The organism is Streptomyces cyaneofuscatus, assembly GCF_033109485.1.
Taxonomy (GTDB): Bacteria; Actinomycetota; Actinomycetes; order Streptomycetales; family Streptomycetaceae; genus Streptomyces; species Streptomyces cyaneofuscatus.
Map to the genome: position 1 here is coordinate 6,057,909 of NZ_CP137002.1, position 16,633 is coordinate 6,074,541.

A 16,633-nucleotide genomic window follows, 5' to 3' on the forward strand; every position below is an offset into this window, starting at 1 on the left:
ACTACTGGAGGACTCGTGGGAGTCAGCCTCAGCAAGGGCGGCAACGTCTCGCTGACCAAGGCCGCGCCCAACCTGACCGCGGTCATCGTCGGTCTGGGCTGGGACGCCCGCACCACCACCGGCGGCGACTTCGACCTCGACGCCAGCGCGCTGCTGGCGAACGCCGAGGGCAAGGTCGCGGCGGACGGCAATTTCGTCTTCTTCAACAACCTGAAGAGCCCCGACGGCTCCGTCGAGCACACCGGTGACAACCTCACCGGTGAGGGCGAGGGCGACGACGAGGTCATCAAGGTGAACCTCGCCGGTGTCCCGGCCGACGTCGACAAGATCGTCTTCCCGGTCTCGATCTACGAGGCCGAGAGCCGTCAGCAGAGCTTCGGCCAGGTCCGTAACGCGTACATCCGCGTGGTGAACCAGGCCGACAACAGCGAGCTCGCCCGCTACGACCTGAGCGAGGACGCCTCGACGGAGACCGCGATGGTCTTCGGCGAGCTGTACCGCAACGGTGCCGAGTGGAAGTTCCGCGCCATCGGCCAGGGCTACGCCTCGGGCCTGCGCGGCATCGCGCAGGACTTCGGCGTCAACGTCTGAGCACCCGCACGCCTCAGCAGGACCGGGCGCGCAGCGCCGCGCCCACGCATCACCCCGTCCGGCGCCGCCCCGTGCGGCGCCGGACGCGCTCAACCGGGCGCTCTCCACGCCCGACCGCGGGCGTGGAGAGCGCCCGTAAAGCGTTTCCACGACTCGGGGAGGACACACATGGGCGTCACACTCGCCAAGGGAGGCAATGTCTCCCTCTCCAAGGTCGCACCCAACCTCACGCAGGTGCTGGTCGGGCTCGGCTGGGACGCACGCTCCACCACCGGAGCCGACTTCGACCTCGACGCCAGCGCGCTGCTGTGCCGGTCGGGCCGGGTGCTCGGTGACGAGTGGTTCATCTTCTACAACAACCTCACCAGCCCCGACGGCTCCGTCGAGCACACCGGTGACAACCTGACGGGTGAGGGCGACGGCGACGACGAGTCGGTCATCGTGCGGCTCGACCAGGTCCCCGCGCACTGCGACAAGATCGTCTTCCCGGTCTCCATCCACGACGCCGACAACCGGGGCCAGGCGTTCGGACAGGTCAGCAACGCCTTCATCCGCGTCGTCAACCAGGCCGACGGCCAGGAGCTGGCGCGCTACGACCTCAGTGAGGACGCCTCCACCGAGACCGCGATGATCTTCGGTGAGCTCTACCGCTACCAGGGTGAGTGGAAATTCCGTGCAGTCGGTCAGGGGTACGCGTCGGGGCTCCGGGGCATCGCTCTAGACTTCGGCGTCAACGTTTCGTAACGCCGCGCACGGCGCGGGGGAGCCCCGTACACACCGGGGGAGACCCTTACAAAGAACACGATGGGGTAGCAGTGGTTCTGAAAACCTTCGGCTGGTCGTTCGCGGTTACCGCGCTCGGCCTGGTCGCAGCCTTCTTCTACGGGGGGTGGCAAGCCTTCGGTATCGTCGCGATCCTGACGATCCTGGAGATCTCGCTGTCCTTCGACAACGCGGTGATCAACGCCGGAATCCTGAAGAAGATGAATGCCTTCTGGCAGAAAATCTTCCTCACCATCGGCATCCTGATCGCCGTCTTCGGTATGCGGCTGGTCTTCCCCGTCGTGATCGTGGCCGTGAGCGCCCAGCTCGGGCCGATCGAGGCCATCGACCTTTCCTTCAACGACCCCGAGCGCTACAAGGAACTGGTGACGGACGCCCATCCGTCGATCGCCGCCTTCGGTGGCATGTTCCTGTTGATGATCTTCCTCGACTTCATCTTCGAGGACCGTGACATCCAGTGGCTCCGCTGGATCGAGCGCCCGCTCGCCAAGCTCGGCAAGGTCGACATGCTGTCGGTCTGCGTCGCGCTGATCGTGCTGATGATCACCGCCATGACCTTCGCGACCCAGGCCCACCAGCACGGTGGCGGGCATGTGGACAAGGCGTCGACCGTCATGCTCTCGGGTATCGCGGGTCTGATCACCTACCTCATCGTCGGCGGGCTCTCCGGATTCTTCGAGGGCAAGCTCGAAGAGGAGGAGGAGCGCGAGCACGAGGCCGAGGAAGAGGCCAAGCGGAAGGGCAAGCCCGTCACCGGGGTCGCCCTCGCCGGAAAGGCCGCGTTCTTCCTCTTCCTCTACCTGGAAGTCCTGGACGCCTCCTTCTCGTTCGACGGCGTCATCGGCGCCTTCGCCATCACCAACGAGATCGTGCTGATGGCCCTCGGCCTCGGTATCGGCGCCATGTACGTCCGTTCGCTCACCGTCTACCTGGTCCGCCAGGGCACGCTGGACGACTACGTCTATCTGGAGCACGGCGCGCACTACGCGATCGGCGCGCTCTCCGTCATCCTGCTGGTGACCATCCAGTACGAGATCAACGAGATCATCACCGGCCTGATCGGTGTCGTCCTCATCGGTCTCTCCTTCTGGTCCTCGCTCCGCCGCAACCGGGCCATCGCCGCCTCGGGCGGAGGCCACGGGGACATCGGCGGAAGTCCGGGTTCCAAGGCCGAAGTCCGCTCCGGGGTGTGACCCGGTAGGGATTGAGGAACGCTCTCTGCGGGGCGGCCCACACGGCGACGGCTCTCCGGGATTCCCCCGGAACCGGCCCGGTGGCCGCCCCGCAGCGGTGTCGGGAACAGGTCGGGAAACAGGTGGGGGTTGGGATGGGATTCTTCGACGGCCTGTGGCCGGGGCGCGCGGCACAGTTCGACTCGGGCAACGGCACATCCAGCGCCATCGTGCTCTCGAAACGCAATGCCACGGTCTCGCTCAGCAAACAGGGCGCCCTCTCGGGCAACCTGAGGGTCAACCTGTCCTGGCGGATGCGTACATCGGACATCGAGGGCCGCTCGCGCCAGAGCGGCCGGCTGCGGCGCCCCCTGAAGCTCTTCCAGCCCGAGGTGGTCCAGGCGCACACCCAGGGCGTCGTCAACGTCGACCTGGACCTCGGCTGCATGTACGAGCTGACGGACGGCACCAAGGGGGTCGTCCAGCCGCTGGGCAACCTCATCGGCGATCTGAACAGCCCGCCCTACATCCGGCTCAGCGGCGACGACCGCTTCGGCGCGCCCTCCGGGGAGACGGTCTACGTCAACCTCGACCAGCGCGACCAGTTCAAGCGGCTGCTGTTCTTCGTCTACATCTACGACCGGACGCCCGCGTTCGACCGTACGCACGCCAAGATCACGCTCTACCCGGGCAACGGCCCCCGGATCGAGATCGAACTCGACGAGCGCGCACCGCAGGCCCGCTCCTGCGCGGTGTTCACCGTGGAGAACGTCAAGGGCGAGCTCATCGTGCGGCGCGAGGTGAAGTTCGTGTACGGATTCCAGTCCGAGCTGGACCGGCTCTACGGCTACGGCATGCAGTGGGGGCGCGGCTACAAGTCACGGACCTGAGCTACAAGTCACGGATCTGAGCCCGTCCGGACCTGAGGGCTCAGGTCCGGATTCCGGATGGGCTCAGGACCGGATGAACTGCGGCCCTTGCGGCGGCAGGACGAAGTGCGGGTCGGGCGCGTGGGCGGCGGCCGCCGCCGGCTGCGGATAGCCGTACGCGGGCGGCGCACCGGCCCCCTGCGGGTAGCCGTACGCCGGCTGGGCGTTCGCGGCGGGCTGCGGCGCGGCCACCGGAGGCACGGCCGGGGGCGCGACGGGCGGCGGGTAGCCGTAGGCGGGCTGCCGGTGCAGGACCGTGGCCTGGGAGTCGGGGTCCGGCGCGGAGGCCGTGTGCGTGGCGGCGGCGGAATCGGAGGCGGCGTGGGCGGGCGCGTGGGCGGCGGGCGGCTGAGCGGGGCCCGGGGCGGCTCCGGAGGGCTCCTCCGCACCGTCACCGGCCTCCGAATCGTCGACCGAGATCCCGAAGGCGGTGGCAAGACCGATCAGCCCGGTGGGATAGCCCTGGCCGACCGCCCGGAACTTCCATCCCTCGCCGCGCCGGTAGAGCTCCCCGCAGATGATCGCGGTCTCCTCCCCGGTCTCCGGCCGCACATCGAAGACGGCCAGCGGGTCCCCGTCGGCGAACGCCGCGTCGAAGAGGAGTATCCGCAGGTCAGGCACGCGCTGGAAGGCGTCGCCGTCGGTGGAGGCGGCGATGACGACCTGGTCCACCGACGCGTCCAGCCCGCCGAGGTCCGCCTCGACGGTGTCCGTGAGCCCCTCGGCGACACTGCGCTTCGGCAGCCGCCGGACCAGCCCGGAGGGGTGGCGGGGCTGGTTGTAGAAGACGAAGTCCTCGTCGGACCGCACACGGCCGGAGGTCCCGAGCAGCAGGGCGGAGGCGTCCACGTCGGGAACACCGGTCCCCGGGGTCCAGCGCAGCACGGCCCGTACGGCCACGGCGTCGACCGGGACGTTCGAGCCCTTCAGCATCGTGTGCGTCATGGGCGTCATCCTGCCTGCTGGCGGCACGTGCGGACAACGCGGGGGCGGCAAAGTCCCTGGCCTGTCGCGTCGGTGCCGGGCCGGAGAGGGGGAAGAGGGAGAGGGAGTGGCTCACCAGGAGGGCCGAACGGTACCGCGAGAAGAGGCGGCGTGAAGGGCGGGTAACCGGAAATTCATGTACATCGGGAACTGTTGACACGCGTCCGTACGTACTATTACCGGCCATACGTTGTCCGGCCGGTCAGGCAGTTCGGGGGAAACTCATGCGTCACTTCGGGCATATACCGCCCGCTGCCCGGGAGGGCCTGTTCTTCCAGGAGCCGTGTGAGTTCAGCGCGGCCTCGCCCGCGAGCCTGCTCTCCGTCGCCCTGGGCGCCACGCTCTACTCCCCGGCCACCCGGCCCACACTGGCCGACGATGTGATGAAGCAGGCCGGGCGCGGCGTCGTCTCCATGGTGCTGTGCCTGGAGGACTCGATCGACGACGCCGAGGTGGTCGAGGCCGAGGCCAACCTGGTCAGGCAGTTCGCGCAGCTCGCGGAGCGGGACGCCACGGACACCGGGCTGCCGCTCCTGTTCGTCCGGGTCCGTGAACCGGGCCAGATCACCGACCTCGTCGACCGGCTCGGCACCTCCGTCCGGATGTTGTCCGGTTTTGTACTTCCCAAATTCACCGAAGAGCGCGGAACGCTCTTCCTGGAGGCCCTGGCGGAAGCCGAAGCGGCCTGCGGACAGCGGCTGTTCGCCATGCCGGTCCTCGAATCGCCCGAGCTGCTCCACCTGGAGACGCGCGGCGAAGTCCTCCAGGGAATCGCGCGCTCCGTCGACAAGTACCGGGACCGGGTGCTCGCCCTCCGGCTCGGCGTCACCGACTTCTGCTCGGCCTACGGACTGCGCCGCGCGCCCGACATGACGGCGTACGACGTCCAGATCGTCGGCTCCGTGATCGCCGACGTGGTCAACGTGCTCGGCCGGGCCGACGGCACCGGCTTCACGATCACCGGCCCGGTCTGGGAGTACTTCCGCCGCCAGGAGCGCATGTTCAAGCCCCAGCTGCGCCGCAGCCCCTTCCTGGAGGGCAGCGCGGAAGAGCTGCGTACGGCACTGATCGAGCACGACCTCGACGGCCTGCTGCGGGAGATCGAGCTCGACCGGGCCAACGGCCTGCTGGGCAAGACCTGCATCCACCCGTCGCACGTGGCACCCGTCCACGCACTCTCCGTGGTCAGCCACGAGGAGTTCACCGACGCGCAGGACATCCTGCGGCCCGAGCGCGGCGGCGGCGGGGTGCTGCGCTCGGCGTATACGAACAAGATGAATGAAGTGAAGCCCCACCGGGCCTGGGCCGAGCGCACGCTCCGGCGGGCCGAGGTCTTCGGGGTGGCGAGCGAGGACGTCGGCTTCGTGGACCTGCTGGCCGCCGGCCTGACGAAGTGAGCGCGCGTGGCGGCGCGTGCCGATGACCGAGCGTGGCGGCGCGTGCTGATGACCGACGGTGATGAGCGCGTGCCGATGACCGAGCGTAGTGAGCGCGTACCGATGAGCGGGCGCGTCAGGAGAGAAGAGGCCGTGGACGTGGTGTGGTCGGGCGACTGGGTGGCCGAGCGGCTGGGAGTGGCCCTGGAGGGCGACGGGGAGCTCCACGAGCTGCTGGGCCTCGCCCTGCGGCGCAACCCCAAGCGGGCCCACCTGCTCGTCTCCAACGTGCTGGGCAAGCATGTGCCCCAGAAGCCCTCCGTCGTGTACGGGGCGGGGTACGGGCTCGGTGAGCGCGTACGGGCGCTCCTCGGCGCGGAGGAGGCCCGCCGCGCGGTGGTCCTCGGGTACGCGGAGACGGCCACCGGCCTCGGCCACGCCGTCGCGGACGGCCTGCGGGACGCCCCGTACCTGCACTCCACCCGGCGGCCCGTCGCGGGCGTCGCGCAGGCGGGCGGCTTCGAGGAGGCCCACTCGCACGCCACCTCGCACCTGCTGCTGCCGGAGGACCCCGAGCTGCTGGCCGGGGGAGCGGAAGCGTCCACTCTGGTGCTGGTCGACGACGAGTTCTCCACCGGCAACACCGTGCTCAACACCATCCACGCGCTGCACGAGACGCACCCGCGCGAGCGGTACGTCATCGTCGCGCTGGTCGACATGCGCTCGGCCGGGGACCGGGACCGGCTGACCGCCTTCGCCGCCGAGATCGGCGCCCGCGTCGACCTGGTGACCCGCTCCTCGGGCACGGTCACGCTCCCCGAAGGCGTACTGGAGCGGGGCCAGGCCCTGGTCGCGGACCAGGAGGCGGAGCAGGCGGGGCGCGCCGACGAGGCTGTCGCAGGGGTCGCCCCCGCCCCCGTTACCCGGGTCGCCCTGGACTGGCCCGCGGAGGTCCCCGACGGCGGCCGGCACGGCTTCACCCCCGCCCACCGGGCGGCGCTCGAAGCGGCGCTCCCGGGCATGGCGGAGCGGATCGCGGGCGCGCTGGACAGCGATGTCCGCCGCGTGCTCGTCCTCGGCTTCGAGGAGCTGATGTACGCGCCGCTGCGCCTGGGCACCGCCCTGGAAGCGGCCATGGGGTCCGGCGCCGAGATCCGGTACTCCACCACCACCCGCTCGCCCGTCCTCGCCGTCGACGATCCCGGCTACGCGATACGCACCCGCCTCGTCTTCCCGGCCCACGACGACCCGGCGGACGGCCCCGGCGACCGGTACGCGTACAACGTGGCGGGAGCGGGGTTCGACGCGGTGGTCGCCGTCGTCGACTCCACCGCCGACACCCCCGAACTGCACGCCCCCGACGGCCTCCTGGCCCGCCTCGCGGCCCACACCGGCCAGGTCCTCCTCGCGGTCGTCCCCTCGTACACCCCCACACCCGTTCAGGAGCCCGCCGTGCTGCCCGAGCCCCTCCGAGGCCCCGACTTCTCCAGCTACGCGCCCGAGGACGTCGGCTGGCTGCTCCAGGACCTCTCGGACACCGAGCTGGAAGCGCCCACCGAGGAGCGCGAGGAGGCGATCCAGAGCGGCGGCGCGCACTACGCGGAGTCGCTGCCCGTGGAGTACCAGCCGAGCGCCGAGTACCAAGCCCTGTTCGCTGCCGCCCTGGACGCCTCCGCCGCGCGCATCGCCCGTGCGGTGGGCACCGTCACCGAGACGGTCCTCGCCGAACGCGGCCCGCGCCCGGTCCTCGTCTCGCTCGCCCGCGCCGGAACGCCCGTCGGGGTCCTGATGCGCCACTGGGCCCGCCACCGGCACGGCCTGGACCTGCCGCACTACGCCATCTCCATCGTCCGGGGCCGGGGCATCGACGCCACCGCCCTGCGCTGGCTCGCCGCCCACCACGACCCGGCCGACGTGGTGTTCGTCGACGGCTGGACGGGGAAGGGCGCGATCACCCGCGAACTGGCGGCGGCGATCGAGGAGTTCGAGGCGTCGGGCGGACCCGGCGGCTCCGCGGGCCCGGCCGGCTTCGACCCGGAGATCGCGGTGCTCGCCGACCCGGGCGGCTGCGTCCGTACGTACGGCACCCGCGAGGACTTCCTGATCCCCTCGGCCTGCCTCAACTCCACGGTCTCCGGGCTCATCTCCCGTACGGTGCTCCGCGCCGACCTGGTCGGCCCCGACGACTTCCACGGCGCGAAGTTCTACCGCGAGCTGGCGGACTCCGACGTCTCCGGTGACTTCCTGGCGGCGGTGACCGCGCGGTTCGACGAGGTGGCGGACCAGGTCGACGCCGAGACCAAGGAGCTGCTCGCCGCCGACCGGGCGCCGACCTGGGAGGGCTGGGCGGCCGTCGAGCGGATCAGCGAGGAGTACGGCATCCACGACGTCAACCTGGTCAAGCCGGGCGTCGGCGAGACCACCCGGGTCCTGCTGCGCCGGGTCCCCTGGAAGATCCTCGCGAAGCGCGGGGCGGGCACGGACCTGACCCACATCCGGCTGCTGGCCGAACAGCGCGGCGTCCCCGTCGAGGAGGTCGACGACCTCCCGTACAGCTGTGTCGGTCTGATCCACCCCCGGTTCACGCGCGGTGCGACGGGCGCGGACGGCAAGGCGGTGCAGGGCGCATGAGCACGGCTTCTTCCACCACCCTCGTGGCGAGCGACCTCGACCGAACCCTCATCTACTCGGCGGCCGCGCTCGACCTGGCGATGCCGGACGCGGAGGCTCCCCGGCTCCTCTGCGTCGAGGTGTACGGCCACAAGCCCCTCTCGTACATGACGGAGACGGCCGCCGCCCTCCTCACCGACGTGGCCGGCTCCACGGTCTTCGTGCCCACCACCACCCGGACCCGCGAGCAGTACCACCGCATCCATCTCCCCGGCCCCGCCCCGCAGTACGCGATCTGCGCCAACGGCGGCCACATCCTGGTCGACGGGGTCTCCGACCGGGACTGGCAGCAGCGGGTGGAGGCGCGCATCGCCGACGAGTGCGCCCCCCTCACCGAGATCCGCGCCCACCTCGCCACCACCGCCGACCCGGCCTGGCTGCTCAAGGAGCGCGTCGCCGAGAACCTCTTCGCCTATCTGGTCGTCGAACGCTCCCTGCTCCCCGAGGAGTGGGTGAAGGAGCTCGCGGTGTGGGCGCAGGAGCGCGGCTGGACCGTCTCCCTCCAGGGCCGCAAGATCTACGCGGTCCCCGTGCCGCTCACCAAGAGCGCCGCCATGAACGAGGTCGCCCGCCGCTCCGGCGCCACCCGCACCCTCGCCGCCGGGGACTCCCTCCTCGACGCCGACCTGCTGCTCGCCGCCGACCTCGGCTGGCGCCCCGGCCACGGCGAACTGGCCGAGAACGACTGGCGCGCCCCGCACGTCGTGGCGCTGGAGGAGCGGGGCGGGGCCGCGGGGGAGGAGATCCTGCGCCGGTTCCTGGCGGCGGCTTCGGCCACGTGAGTCCGGCTGCGTGAGCCCGGCTGTGTGGGCTGCGTGGGTTCGGCTGCGCGACGGCGCCGGTTGGGGAAGGCTGGGGGCATGACCAAGGGCAACGAGACCACGATCACCCCCGAGCTGTACGCGTACATGCTGGCCCACAACCCGCCGCTGGACCCGGTCCAACGGGAGCTGGTGGAGACCACATACGCCCGCTTCCCCGACCACGCCGGCATGGTGTCGGCCGAGGAGCAGGCCCCGCTGCTCGCCTTCCTCGTCCGGCTGGTGGGCGCCCGGCATGTGGTGGAGGTCGGCACGTTCACCGGGTTCAGCGCCCTCGCCATGGCCCAGGCGCTGCCCGCCGACGGCACGCTGATCGCCTGCGACATCTCGGAGGAGTGGACGGCGTACGGGCGTGAGGCCTGGGAGAAGGCGGGCGTCGCGGACCGCATCGACCTGCGCATCGCCCCGGCCCTGGACACCCTGCGCGCGATGCCCGCCGAGCCGCACATCGACTTCGCCTACCTGGACGCCGACAAGGGCGGCTACATCGGGTACTGGGAGGAGCTGGTGCCCCGGATGCGGCAGGGCGGTGTGATCGCCGTGGACAACGTGCTCTTCCACGGCGGTGTCACGGACCCGCGGGCCACCGGGTCGGCGGCGGCGATCAAGGAGTTCAACGACCATGCGAGCGCGGACGCCCGGATGGACAGCGTGCTGCTGGCGGTCTCGGACGGCCTGACGCTCGCGCGCAAGAAGTAGCGCGCGAGCCTTTCCTGCTGGTTACGCGGCCGGGCTCAGCCGCAGCAACCGCCGCCGCAGCAGCCTCCGCCCCCGCCACCGGACGGTGCGGGTGCGGACGCGGCGGCGCCGCCCACGGCCACGGCGGAGAGCAGCTTGACCGTGTCGTCGTGGCCGGCGGGGCAGGCGGCCGGGTCCGAGGACTGGGCCATGGGACGGCTGAGTTCGAACGTGTCTCCGCAGGTGCGGCAGCGGAATTCATAGCGAGGCATGGCCCCAGGCTAGAGCCATCGCCGCCCGGCGGCTACGGCCTCAAGGGAGGGCGCGGGCTCAGGCGCTGGCTCAAGCGCCGGCGCCGCGCTCCTCGCGGATGTCGGAGACGACCCGGGCGGCGGTCTGCCGCACGGCCTCGGTCTCGGTCAGGAAGTGCCAGTAGTCGGGGTGACGGCCCTCAAGACCGGCGACGGCCCGGTCCAGCCGCGCCACCGAGTCGTCCAGCGGCCGGGCATGCCGGGGGTCGGGCGTGTGCCGGCCGGCCATGGCGAGGCGCTGCGCGTCCCGTACGGCGAACCGGGTCCGCTCGATCTCCTGCTGCGGGTCCTTCGCCACGGCGTCCAGCCGCTGCAACCGGTCCCCGGCGGCGGAGACCGCCTCGTCCACCGCGTTGAGCAGGGCCCGGACCGTGGAGAGCCGGGAGGTGGCGTCCGCCCAGCGCTGCTCGTCGCGTGCCTTCGCCGCCTCCGCGAGCTTCTCCTCCGCCTGCGTCACGTTGACGGCGGCCTGCTCCGGCACCGGCTGGAGGTCCTGCCAGCAGGCGGCCGAGAACCGGCGCCGCAGCTCGCTGAGGACCGGCTCCACCGAGCCCGCCCGCGTCGTCAGGGCCTGGGCGCGGGTCCGCAGCGACACCAGCCGCCGGTCGATCTCGGCGGCCCGCTCCGGCAGCCGCTCCGCCTCGGTCCGCAGGGCCTCCGCATCACGCAGGACCACATCGGCCCGCTGGAGCGTCTCGGCGACCCCGTGCTTTCCCGCGCCCTGGTTCAGCTTGGTCAGCTCGGGGGCGAGGGCGGCGAGCCGGGCCGCCAGCTCATCGGCGCGCAGCCCCGCCGCCCGTACGGCATCGAGCGCGTTGCTCGCGCCGAGCAGCGCCTGCCGGGCCCGCTCCACGGCGGGGGCGAGCCGGGCGAGCTGGGTCTCCGCACTGCCCAGCAGCGTCCCGAGCCCCTGGCCGAACCGGTCCAGCTCGCCCTTGACCCGTACGAGATCGTCCTTGGCCCGGGTCAGCTCGGTGCGGGCGCTGGCGGCGACGGAGGGCTCCAGATCGTCCCGGTCCAGGTCGTGGGCGTCGACGGCGGTGATGTAGGCGTGGCTGACGTCGTCGATGCGCCGTCCCAGCGCGGCGAAGTCCTCGGCCGCCTTGCGGCCACGGGGGGAGTTGTCGACGGCGTTGATCGTCTCGATGGAGATCTTGAGGTCGCGCTGGGCGGTGTCCAGCTCGTAGAAGGCCTCGGCCGCCGCGTCCCTGGCTGCCTGGGCCTCGGCACGCTGGCTCTCCCCACGCCCGCCGAACCACCGCCGCGTACCGCCCCCGGCGAAGGCGGCGGGCAGCGTGGCGACGAGCAGGGGCACGGGCAGCAGCACGAGGGCCAGAACATCCCGGAGCCCCTGGCCTGCCGGGCCTGTCCGCCTCCTCGGCGGCCTCCCGGGAGGCTTTCCGGGCGCTCGCCGCTCGCGGCTCCCGCCCCGGGCACCGGAAACGCTCTCGACGGCGGAACTCCCACCCGCTCCTGCCTCTGGCCGCGTGTGTGTCGCCGTCACATCCCTCTCCCGTGCTGTTCCGCCCCTGCCGGTACATTCTCCCACCAGGTAAGGACGAACACACGGGCCCGATAGTTCGCGGTTCTAGTTCGCTGTTCGAACCTTCACTTCCCCGTTGTCGCTGCGGGCCTTCACCACATGGGCGCTGCTCTCGCTGCGCGGCACCCCGATGGCGACCTCCCCGTTGTCGGCGCTCGCGTTCACCGCGTACTTCTGTCCGCCCTGCGGCAGATCGATGACGATGCTCCCGTTCTCGCTGACGGTGTCCACCAGATCGGGCACACCGCTGAACCCCAGCCGGATCTCCCCGTTGTCCGCGCGGGCGACCACGGACTTGGTGCCTATCCGCTCGGCGAGGACGGACCCGTTGTCGCTCTTGAGGTCTAGCTCTCCGCCGGAATCCCGTACGACGATGTCGCCGTTGTCGGCGGAGAGCCGCAAGGCGGCGTCGAACCCGGTCGCGGTGATCTCACCGTTGTCCGCGTCGGCCTTCACGGTCACCCCGCGCGGCACCTTCACCTCGTGGCGCGCGGCACAGTTGTTGATCATGGCGTCGCACTTCATCCGCAGCGTCAGGGTGTCGTTCTCCATCTTCCAGACGGGATCGGGCCCACTCCCCAGCACCACCCACCCGTCGACCTGCCGCTCCACCTCGACCTCGTCCACATCGGCCGGCACAAGGGTCACGTTCGAGTCCTCGGCGTCGATGGTCAGCGTCTTCCCCTGCAACGCGAACGACTTGCGCTCCACCGGCGCGTCCTCGACGTCGGCGCCCCCGCACCCGGAGAGAGCCAGCGCGAGTAGCGCGACCCCGCCGCCCACGGCGACTACGCGTCCGGGGACCCCGCCGCGCTTGCGGGTCGGTGCGCTGGTACGGATGTCCACGATGATCGGTCCCCCAGGAAGTACAGCCGGACGGTGCCACCGGTCGTCGCTGCCGGTGTCCGGTGTACTGCCAACCGTATGCACCGGGGCCCGGTCAGCGGCATCCGGAGAGCTACCGTCTCGGGGGTGGGGTTATCCCCCCACTCGATCCGGCCTTTGCACCCAGCCCCCGCGCCTAACCCCCGCGCCCAGCCCCCGCAGCTCGGGGCTCGTATCGGTTTAGGAGCAGGGGGCCCGGCCCATGTACGCTGTTGCCTCATCCACGGGTGCGTAGCTCAGGGGTAGAGCGCTGCTCTTACAAAGCAGATGTCGGCGGTTCGAAACCGTCCGCGCCCACCAGACGAGAACGCCCCCCGCAGCGAGCCGCCGCGGGGGGCGTTGACGGTGGTGAACGACGGCAGCCCCCGCAGCGTCTGCTGCAGCGTTCGCTGGTCCGGCCCCCCCCCGATACCGCTGCACCGATATCCAGCCTCTCCAGCCCCGACGGCTCCCAGCTGCATGTTTTTCGTACTGTTATCACGCGAAGTGTGAGGCACGCGAGCAGCTCGGTTAACGTGCGATGGCTTGGAGTTGACCAGCACGTTGTAGAGGGGCGTTACCCATGGCACAGTCTCTCGCCGATCTCACATCGGCAGGAGCGCGAAGGACCTTGCGGTTCTTTCCCGAGAGCTCGCAGGCGGAGCGCGAGGAGTTGCGTGCCACGGCGCGGCAACTGCTCGACACTCACGGTGAGAAGGTCCTCACCGGCCTCCGCCCGGCCGAGCGTGTCATGTGGTACCTCGCGTCCGAGGGGCGTGCCGAGGATCTGGTCGAGGTGGTCCGTGGCCAGCGCAGGGACCCGGGCGCCTTCCTCGTGACAGGTGCCCGTAGGCCCCGGCTGGTGCTGCCGGGCCTGCGGAGCCTTGCGCTGCCGGACCGGATCACCGCGCTCGAACGTCGTGACCTGAAGATGACCGCGCAGCTCACCTCGGTCGAGTGGCGCGGCGACGATCTGGTGTGGGGCGGGTACGCGTTCGTCGCGAACCTGCCGCGCCCGTCGGGCCGGGTCGGCCGGTTCGCGGTGCTGAAGAACGGAAAGACCGGGCGCCTCATCAAGCTGCGCCTGCGCCGTACCGAGAACGAGCAGGCCACCGTCGCCTCCGGGCAGGCGCTGCACTGCTACGACCGGACGGGCTTCGAGGTCGTCGTCTCCGCCCGTCGGCTGCGCGAGCTCGCCGGGCGTGGTGCCGGTCAGTGGTTCCTCCACATCGGGATACCGGGGCCGGGTGGGATCCACACCGCGCGGGTGCGCCAGCGCGACGCGGGCACGGCCGGGCACAACCAGGTGCGTCATCTGGCGGACGGCTCCCGTCTCGTGGTCGGGTTCACCAAGAATGCCGTGAGCATCACCGTTCAACAGCCTCCGGTCGAGGTCGAGTCGTGCACCGTCGCGGACGGCGAACTGGTGCTGGTCGCCAGGGCGCGGAGTGGCGCCGAGGTTCCCACCGCCGTGAGCGTCGTCGAGGGCGACACCGAGTTCGAGAGCCCGCTCACTCCCTTGTCGAGCTCGTCCGGCTCGTCCGGCTCATCCGGCTCGTCCGCTTCCGCTGACGCGTTCCGGCGCTACCGAGCGGTGTTCAGCCTTGACCGGCTGACCGCGAACGACCCGTCGGGAATCAAGTCCCGTCCTTTCAAGGTGGCCTTGAAGGGAGCCGACGGGCAGGACCGGGAGGCCCTCCTCGCCGAGGACTTCACGACCGGCCGGTACGCGCTTGCGCGCGGCCGTGAACTGTCCGTTCACCGCGACGAGCGTGGCCGGCTGATGCTGGCGACGCGACCCGTCCGACCCCTCGTCGACGCGATGACCGTGACGGCGGCGGGAGAGCTGGTGGTCGAGGGCACGTATCCCGGTCAGGAGGCGGCCAAGAAGAAGGTCATCCTGCGGCACGGCGTCCGCCTGGAGGAGAAGGAGCTGCCGGTCGAGATCGCCGACGGGCGGTTCACGGTCCGGATCGAGCCCGAGGCGACCCCTCAGGTGAGCGGCCCGGAGCTTCCCCTGTGCCCCGGCCGCTGGTATCTGTTCTTCCGCGACGCGGACGCCTGGGACAAGTCCAGGGACGTACCGGTGACCTTGCGTCCGGAGCAGGTGGGGGAGCTGCCCCTGCGCTTCAACGGCCCGCAGCGCGTCGGTGGGCAGCCGCGTGCCTTCACCGTCGACCGCCGCGAATTCGACCGCGTCTTCATCGAGCCGGAACGGATGCTCGGCCCCGATGAACACGGCGCCTACCGGCAGCGCATTCTGCGTGAGGAGTACTTCCCGCAGCAGCGTGAGCTCCCGTTGCGTGACGCGGTGCTCTACCTGAGTCTCGGGGGCAAGCAGTTCTCGGACTCGCCGCGGTCGGTCTACGAGGAACTGGTGCGCCGAGGGGTCGAGGTCGAGCACATCTGGATCCAGGACGCGGGGCTGCCCGAGATGCCGCCGGAGGCGGGGGTGGTGGGCTGGGGCAGCCGCGCGTTCTATGAGGCACTGGCGCGCAGCCGCTACGTCGTCGTCAACACGGCGATCGGTGACTGGTTCGTCACCCGTCCCGGGCAAAAGGTCGTGCAGACCTGGCACGGCACGCCGCTGAAGAAGATCGGCGCGGACCTGCTCGGCTCTGCCAAGTCGAACCCCGCCTATATCGCCGGCCTGCCGCACAGCTACCGGCAGTTCGACTTCGTGGTGTCGCCGAACGCGTACACCACGGAGATCATGAGCAGGGCGTACTGCATCGAAGGAGACATGTTCGAGAGCGGTTATCCGCGCAACGACGTCTTCTACGCGCCTGACCGTGAGGAGCGGGCGGCGCGGGTCAGGGAGCGGCTCGGTCTGCCGGAGGGCAAGAAGGTCGTCCTTTATGCGCCTACCTGGCGTGAGGACCAGAGGCACGCGAGCAAGCTGTACAAGCTGGATCTGCGGATCGACCTGGCGGCCGCGCAGGCCGAGCTCGGCGGGGATCACGTACTGCTCTTCCGTAAACACCCGAAGGTCCATGGCAGCGTGCCGGGTGTGGGGCGGGGCTTCGTGTGGGATGTCACGCGCTATCCGGACATCGCCGATCTGTATCTGGTGGCCGATGTGCTGATCACCGACTACTCCTCGGCGCTCTTCGACTTCGCGCACTCGGACAAGCCGATGCTCTTCTTCACCTACGACCTGGAGCACTACCGGGACACGTTGCGCGGCCTGTACTTCGACTTCACCACCCGGGCCCCGGGGCCGCTGCTGGAGACCTCCGAGCAGTTGGTCAAGGCCGTGCGTGACGTGGATGCCGTCGAGGCGGAGTACAAGGAGAAGTACGCCCAGTTCAAGAAGGACTTCTGCGAGCCCGGGGACGGTCTCGCGACGGCGCGGGTCGTGGACCGGATGCTCGCCGGCGGACCGCACGCCGCAGACTCGACCGACGGCTGAGCGTGGGGTGCGGTCGTGCGGTGCCTGTCGTACGGCATGGAATGGGCGCTCCCGGCCCGGCGTTGTGGAGTGGGTGACCGGTAACAGTCGTGGCGATGCGTACGTCCCGCCGCCCGAGCACGAAGCGGTACGGAAGCGGCTCGTGGCGGAACACGCCGACACGAGCGAGCGCATGGCGGCGCTGAGCCGTGACTTCGAGGCGATCGTCGAGGCGAACGCCCTGGTGGCCGTCGACGACGAGCATGATCCCGAGGGGTCGAGCACCGCTTTCGAGCGGGCCCATGTCGCCGCCCTGCTGGCGCAGGCGCGTGAGCACCTGGCCGAGCTGGACCTGGCCGTGGAACGGCTGGCGAGCGGCGACTACGGCCGCTGTGAGGTGTGCGGGGAGCCCATTCCGGCCGCCCGGCTGGAGGTACGGCCGGCGGCTACGACCTGTGTCGGCTGCGCGGACGGGAGCACGGCGCGTCGCCGTTGAGGGGTGCTCCATGATGGGCGCCGG

The 16,633-nt window shown here is 70.7% G+C and carries 14 protein-coding genes and 1 tRNA gene; 11 read left to right on the forward strand and 4 right to left on the reverse strand.

The features are described 5' to 3' along the window. The first annotated feature begins 15 nt into the window (after positions 1–15). From R2B67_RS26660 to R2B67_RS26675, 4 genes are all read left to right on the forward strand, one after another. On the forward strand, positions 16–591 hold the full coding sequence (locus R2B67_RS26660; RefSeq protein WP_018511706.1) for a TerD family protein: 576 nt from the start codon (positions 16–18) through the stop codon (positions 589–591). Between the two features lie 168 nt (positions 592–759). Beyond that, positions 760–1,335: a TerD family protein gene (locus tag R2B67_RS26665; RefSeq protein WP_018511707.1), complete on the forward strand. Its 576-nt coding sequence runs from the start codon at positions 760–762 to the stop codon at positions 1,333–1,335. Between the two features lie 71 nt (positions 1,336–1,406). Then, on the forward strand, positions 1,407–2,567 hold the full coding sequence (locus R2B67_RS26670) for a DUF475 domain-containing protein (RefSeq protein ID WP_317821609.1): 1,161 nt from the start codon (positions 1,407–1,409) through the stop codon (positions 2,565–2,567). A 134-nt stretch (positions 2,568–2,701) separates the two neighbouring features. Continuing rightward, positions 2,702–3,436, forward strand: a complete 735-nt coding sequence (locus tag R2B67_RS26675) for a TerD family protein (protein WP_018511709.1) — start codon at positions 2,702–2,704, stop codon at positions 3,434–3,436. 63 nt (positions 3,437–3,499) lie between these two features. On the opposite strand, the gene R2B67_RS26680 is transcribed toward R2B67_RS26675, so the two are convergent. Further along, positions 3,500–4,429, reverse strand: a complete 930-nt coding sequence (locus R2B67_RS26680) for a TerD family protein (RefSeq protein ID WP_317821611.1) — start codon at positions 4,427–4,429, stop codon at positions 3,500–3,502. Between the two features lie 254 nt (positions 4,430–4,683). Here R2B67_RS26680 and R2B67_RS26685 point away from each other — a divergent pair, with 254 nt between their 5' ends. The 4 genes from R2B67_RS26685 to R2B67_RS26700 all read left to right on the forward strand — a co-directional run bounded on the left by R2B67_RS26685 (position 4,684) and on the right by R2B67_RS26700 (position 10,025). Further along, positions 4,684–5,856, forward strand: a complete 1,173-nt coding sequence (locus R2B67_RS26685) for an HpcH/HpaI aldolase/citrate lyase family protein (RefSeq protein ID WP_317821612.1) — start codon at positions 4,684–4,686, stop codon at positions 5,854–5,856. Positions 5,857–5,958: 102 nt separating this feature from the next. Next, positions 5,959–8,466, forward strand: coding sequence for a phosphoribosyltransferase (locus R2B67_RS26690; RefSeq protein ID WP_317824962.1), 2,508 nt, complete (start codon positions 5,959–5,961; stop codon positions 8,464–8,466). Further along, on the forward strand, positions 8,463–9,287 hold the full coding sequence (locus R2B67_RS26695) for an HAD family hydrolase (protein WP_317821614.1): 825 nt from the start codon (positions 8,463–8,465) through the stop codon (positions 9,285–9,287). The genes R2B67_RS26690 and R2B67_RS26695 overlap by 4 nt, the downstream gene beginning before the upstream one ends. A gap of 78 nt (positions 9,288–9,365) precedes the next feature. Continuing rightward, positions 9,366–10,025, forward strand: a complete 660-nt coding sequence (locus R2B67_RS26700) for an O-methyltransferase (RefSeq protein WP_317821616.1) — start codon at positions 9,366–9,368, stop codon at positions 10,023–10,025. A 35-nt stretch (positions 10,026–10,060) separates the two neighbouring features. On the opposite strand, the gene R2B67_RS26705 is transcribed toward R2B67_RS26700, so the two are convergent. The 3 genes from R2B67_RS26705 to R2B67_RS26715 form a co-directional block, all read right to left on the reverse strand. Beyond that, positions 10,061–10,276 (reverse strand): FmdB family zinc ribbon protein, encoded by a 216-nt coding sequence (locus tag R2B67_RS26705; protein ID WP_317821618.1) that lies wholly within the window; start codon positions 10,274–10,276, stop codon positions 10,061–10,063. A gap of 70 nt (positions 10,277–10,346) precedes the next feature. Continuing rightward, positions 10,347–11,642 (reverse strand): hypothetical protein, encoded by a 1,296-nt coding sequence (locus tag R2B67_RS26710; RefSeq protein WP_237325687.1) that lies wholly within the window; start codon positions 11,640–11,642, stop codon positions 10,347–10,349. Between the two features lie 261 nt (positions 11,643–11,903). Next, complete coding sequence (locus R2B67_RS26715; RefSeq protein WP_317821619.1) at positions 11,904–12,704, reverse strand: DUF4097 family beta strand repeat-containing protein; 801 nt, start codon at positions 12,702–12,704, stop codon at positions 11,904–11,906. 264 nt (positions 12,705–12,968) lie between these two features. Here R2B67_RS26715 and R2B67_RS26720 point away from each other — a divergent pair. From R2B67_RS26720 to R2B67_RS26730, 3 genes are all read left to right on the forward strand, one after another. Beyond that, positions 12,969–13,043 (forward strand) — tRNA-Val (locus tag R2B67_RS26720). A 262-nt stretch (positions 13,044–13,305) separates the two neighbouring features. After that, the gene (locus R2B67_RS26725) at positions 13,306–16,134 is read left to right on the forward strand and encodes a CDP-glycerol glycerophosphotransferase family protein (protein ID WP_317821621.1); all 2,829 of its coding nucleotides are present in this window, start codon (positions 13,306–13,308) and stop codon (positions 16,132–16,134) included. Positions 16,135–16,306: 172 nt separating this feature from the next. Further along, the gene (locus tag R2B67_RS26730) at positions 16,307–16,609 is read left to right on the forward strand and encodes a TraR/DksA family transcriptional regulator (RefSeq protein WP_381073904.1); all 303 of its coding nucleotides are present in this window, start codon (positions 16,307–16,309) and stop codon (positions 16,607–16,609) included. Positions 16,610–16,633: the final 24 nt, after the last annotated feature.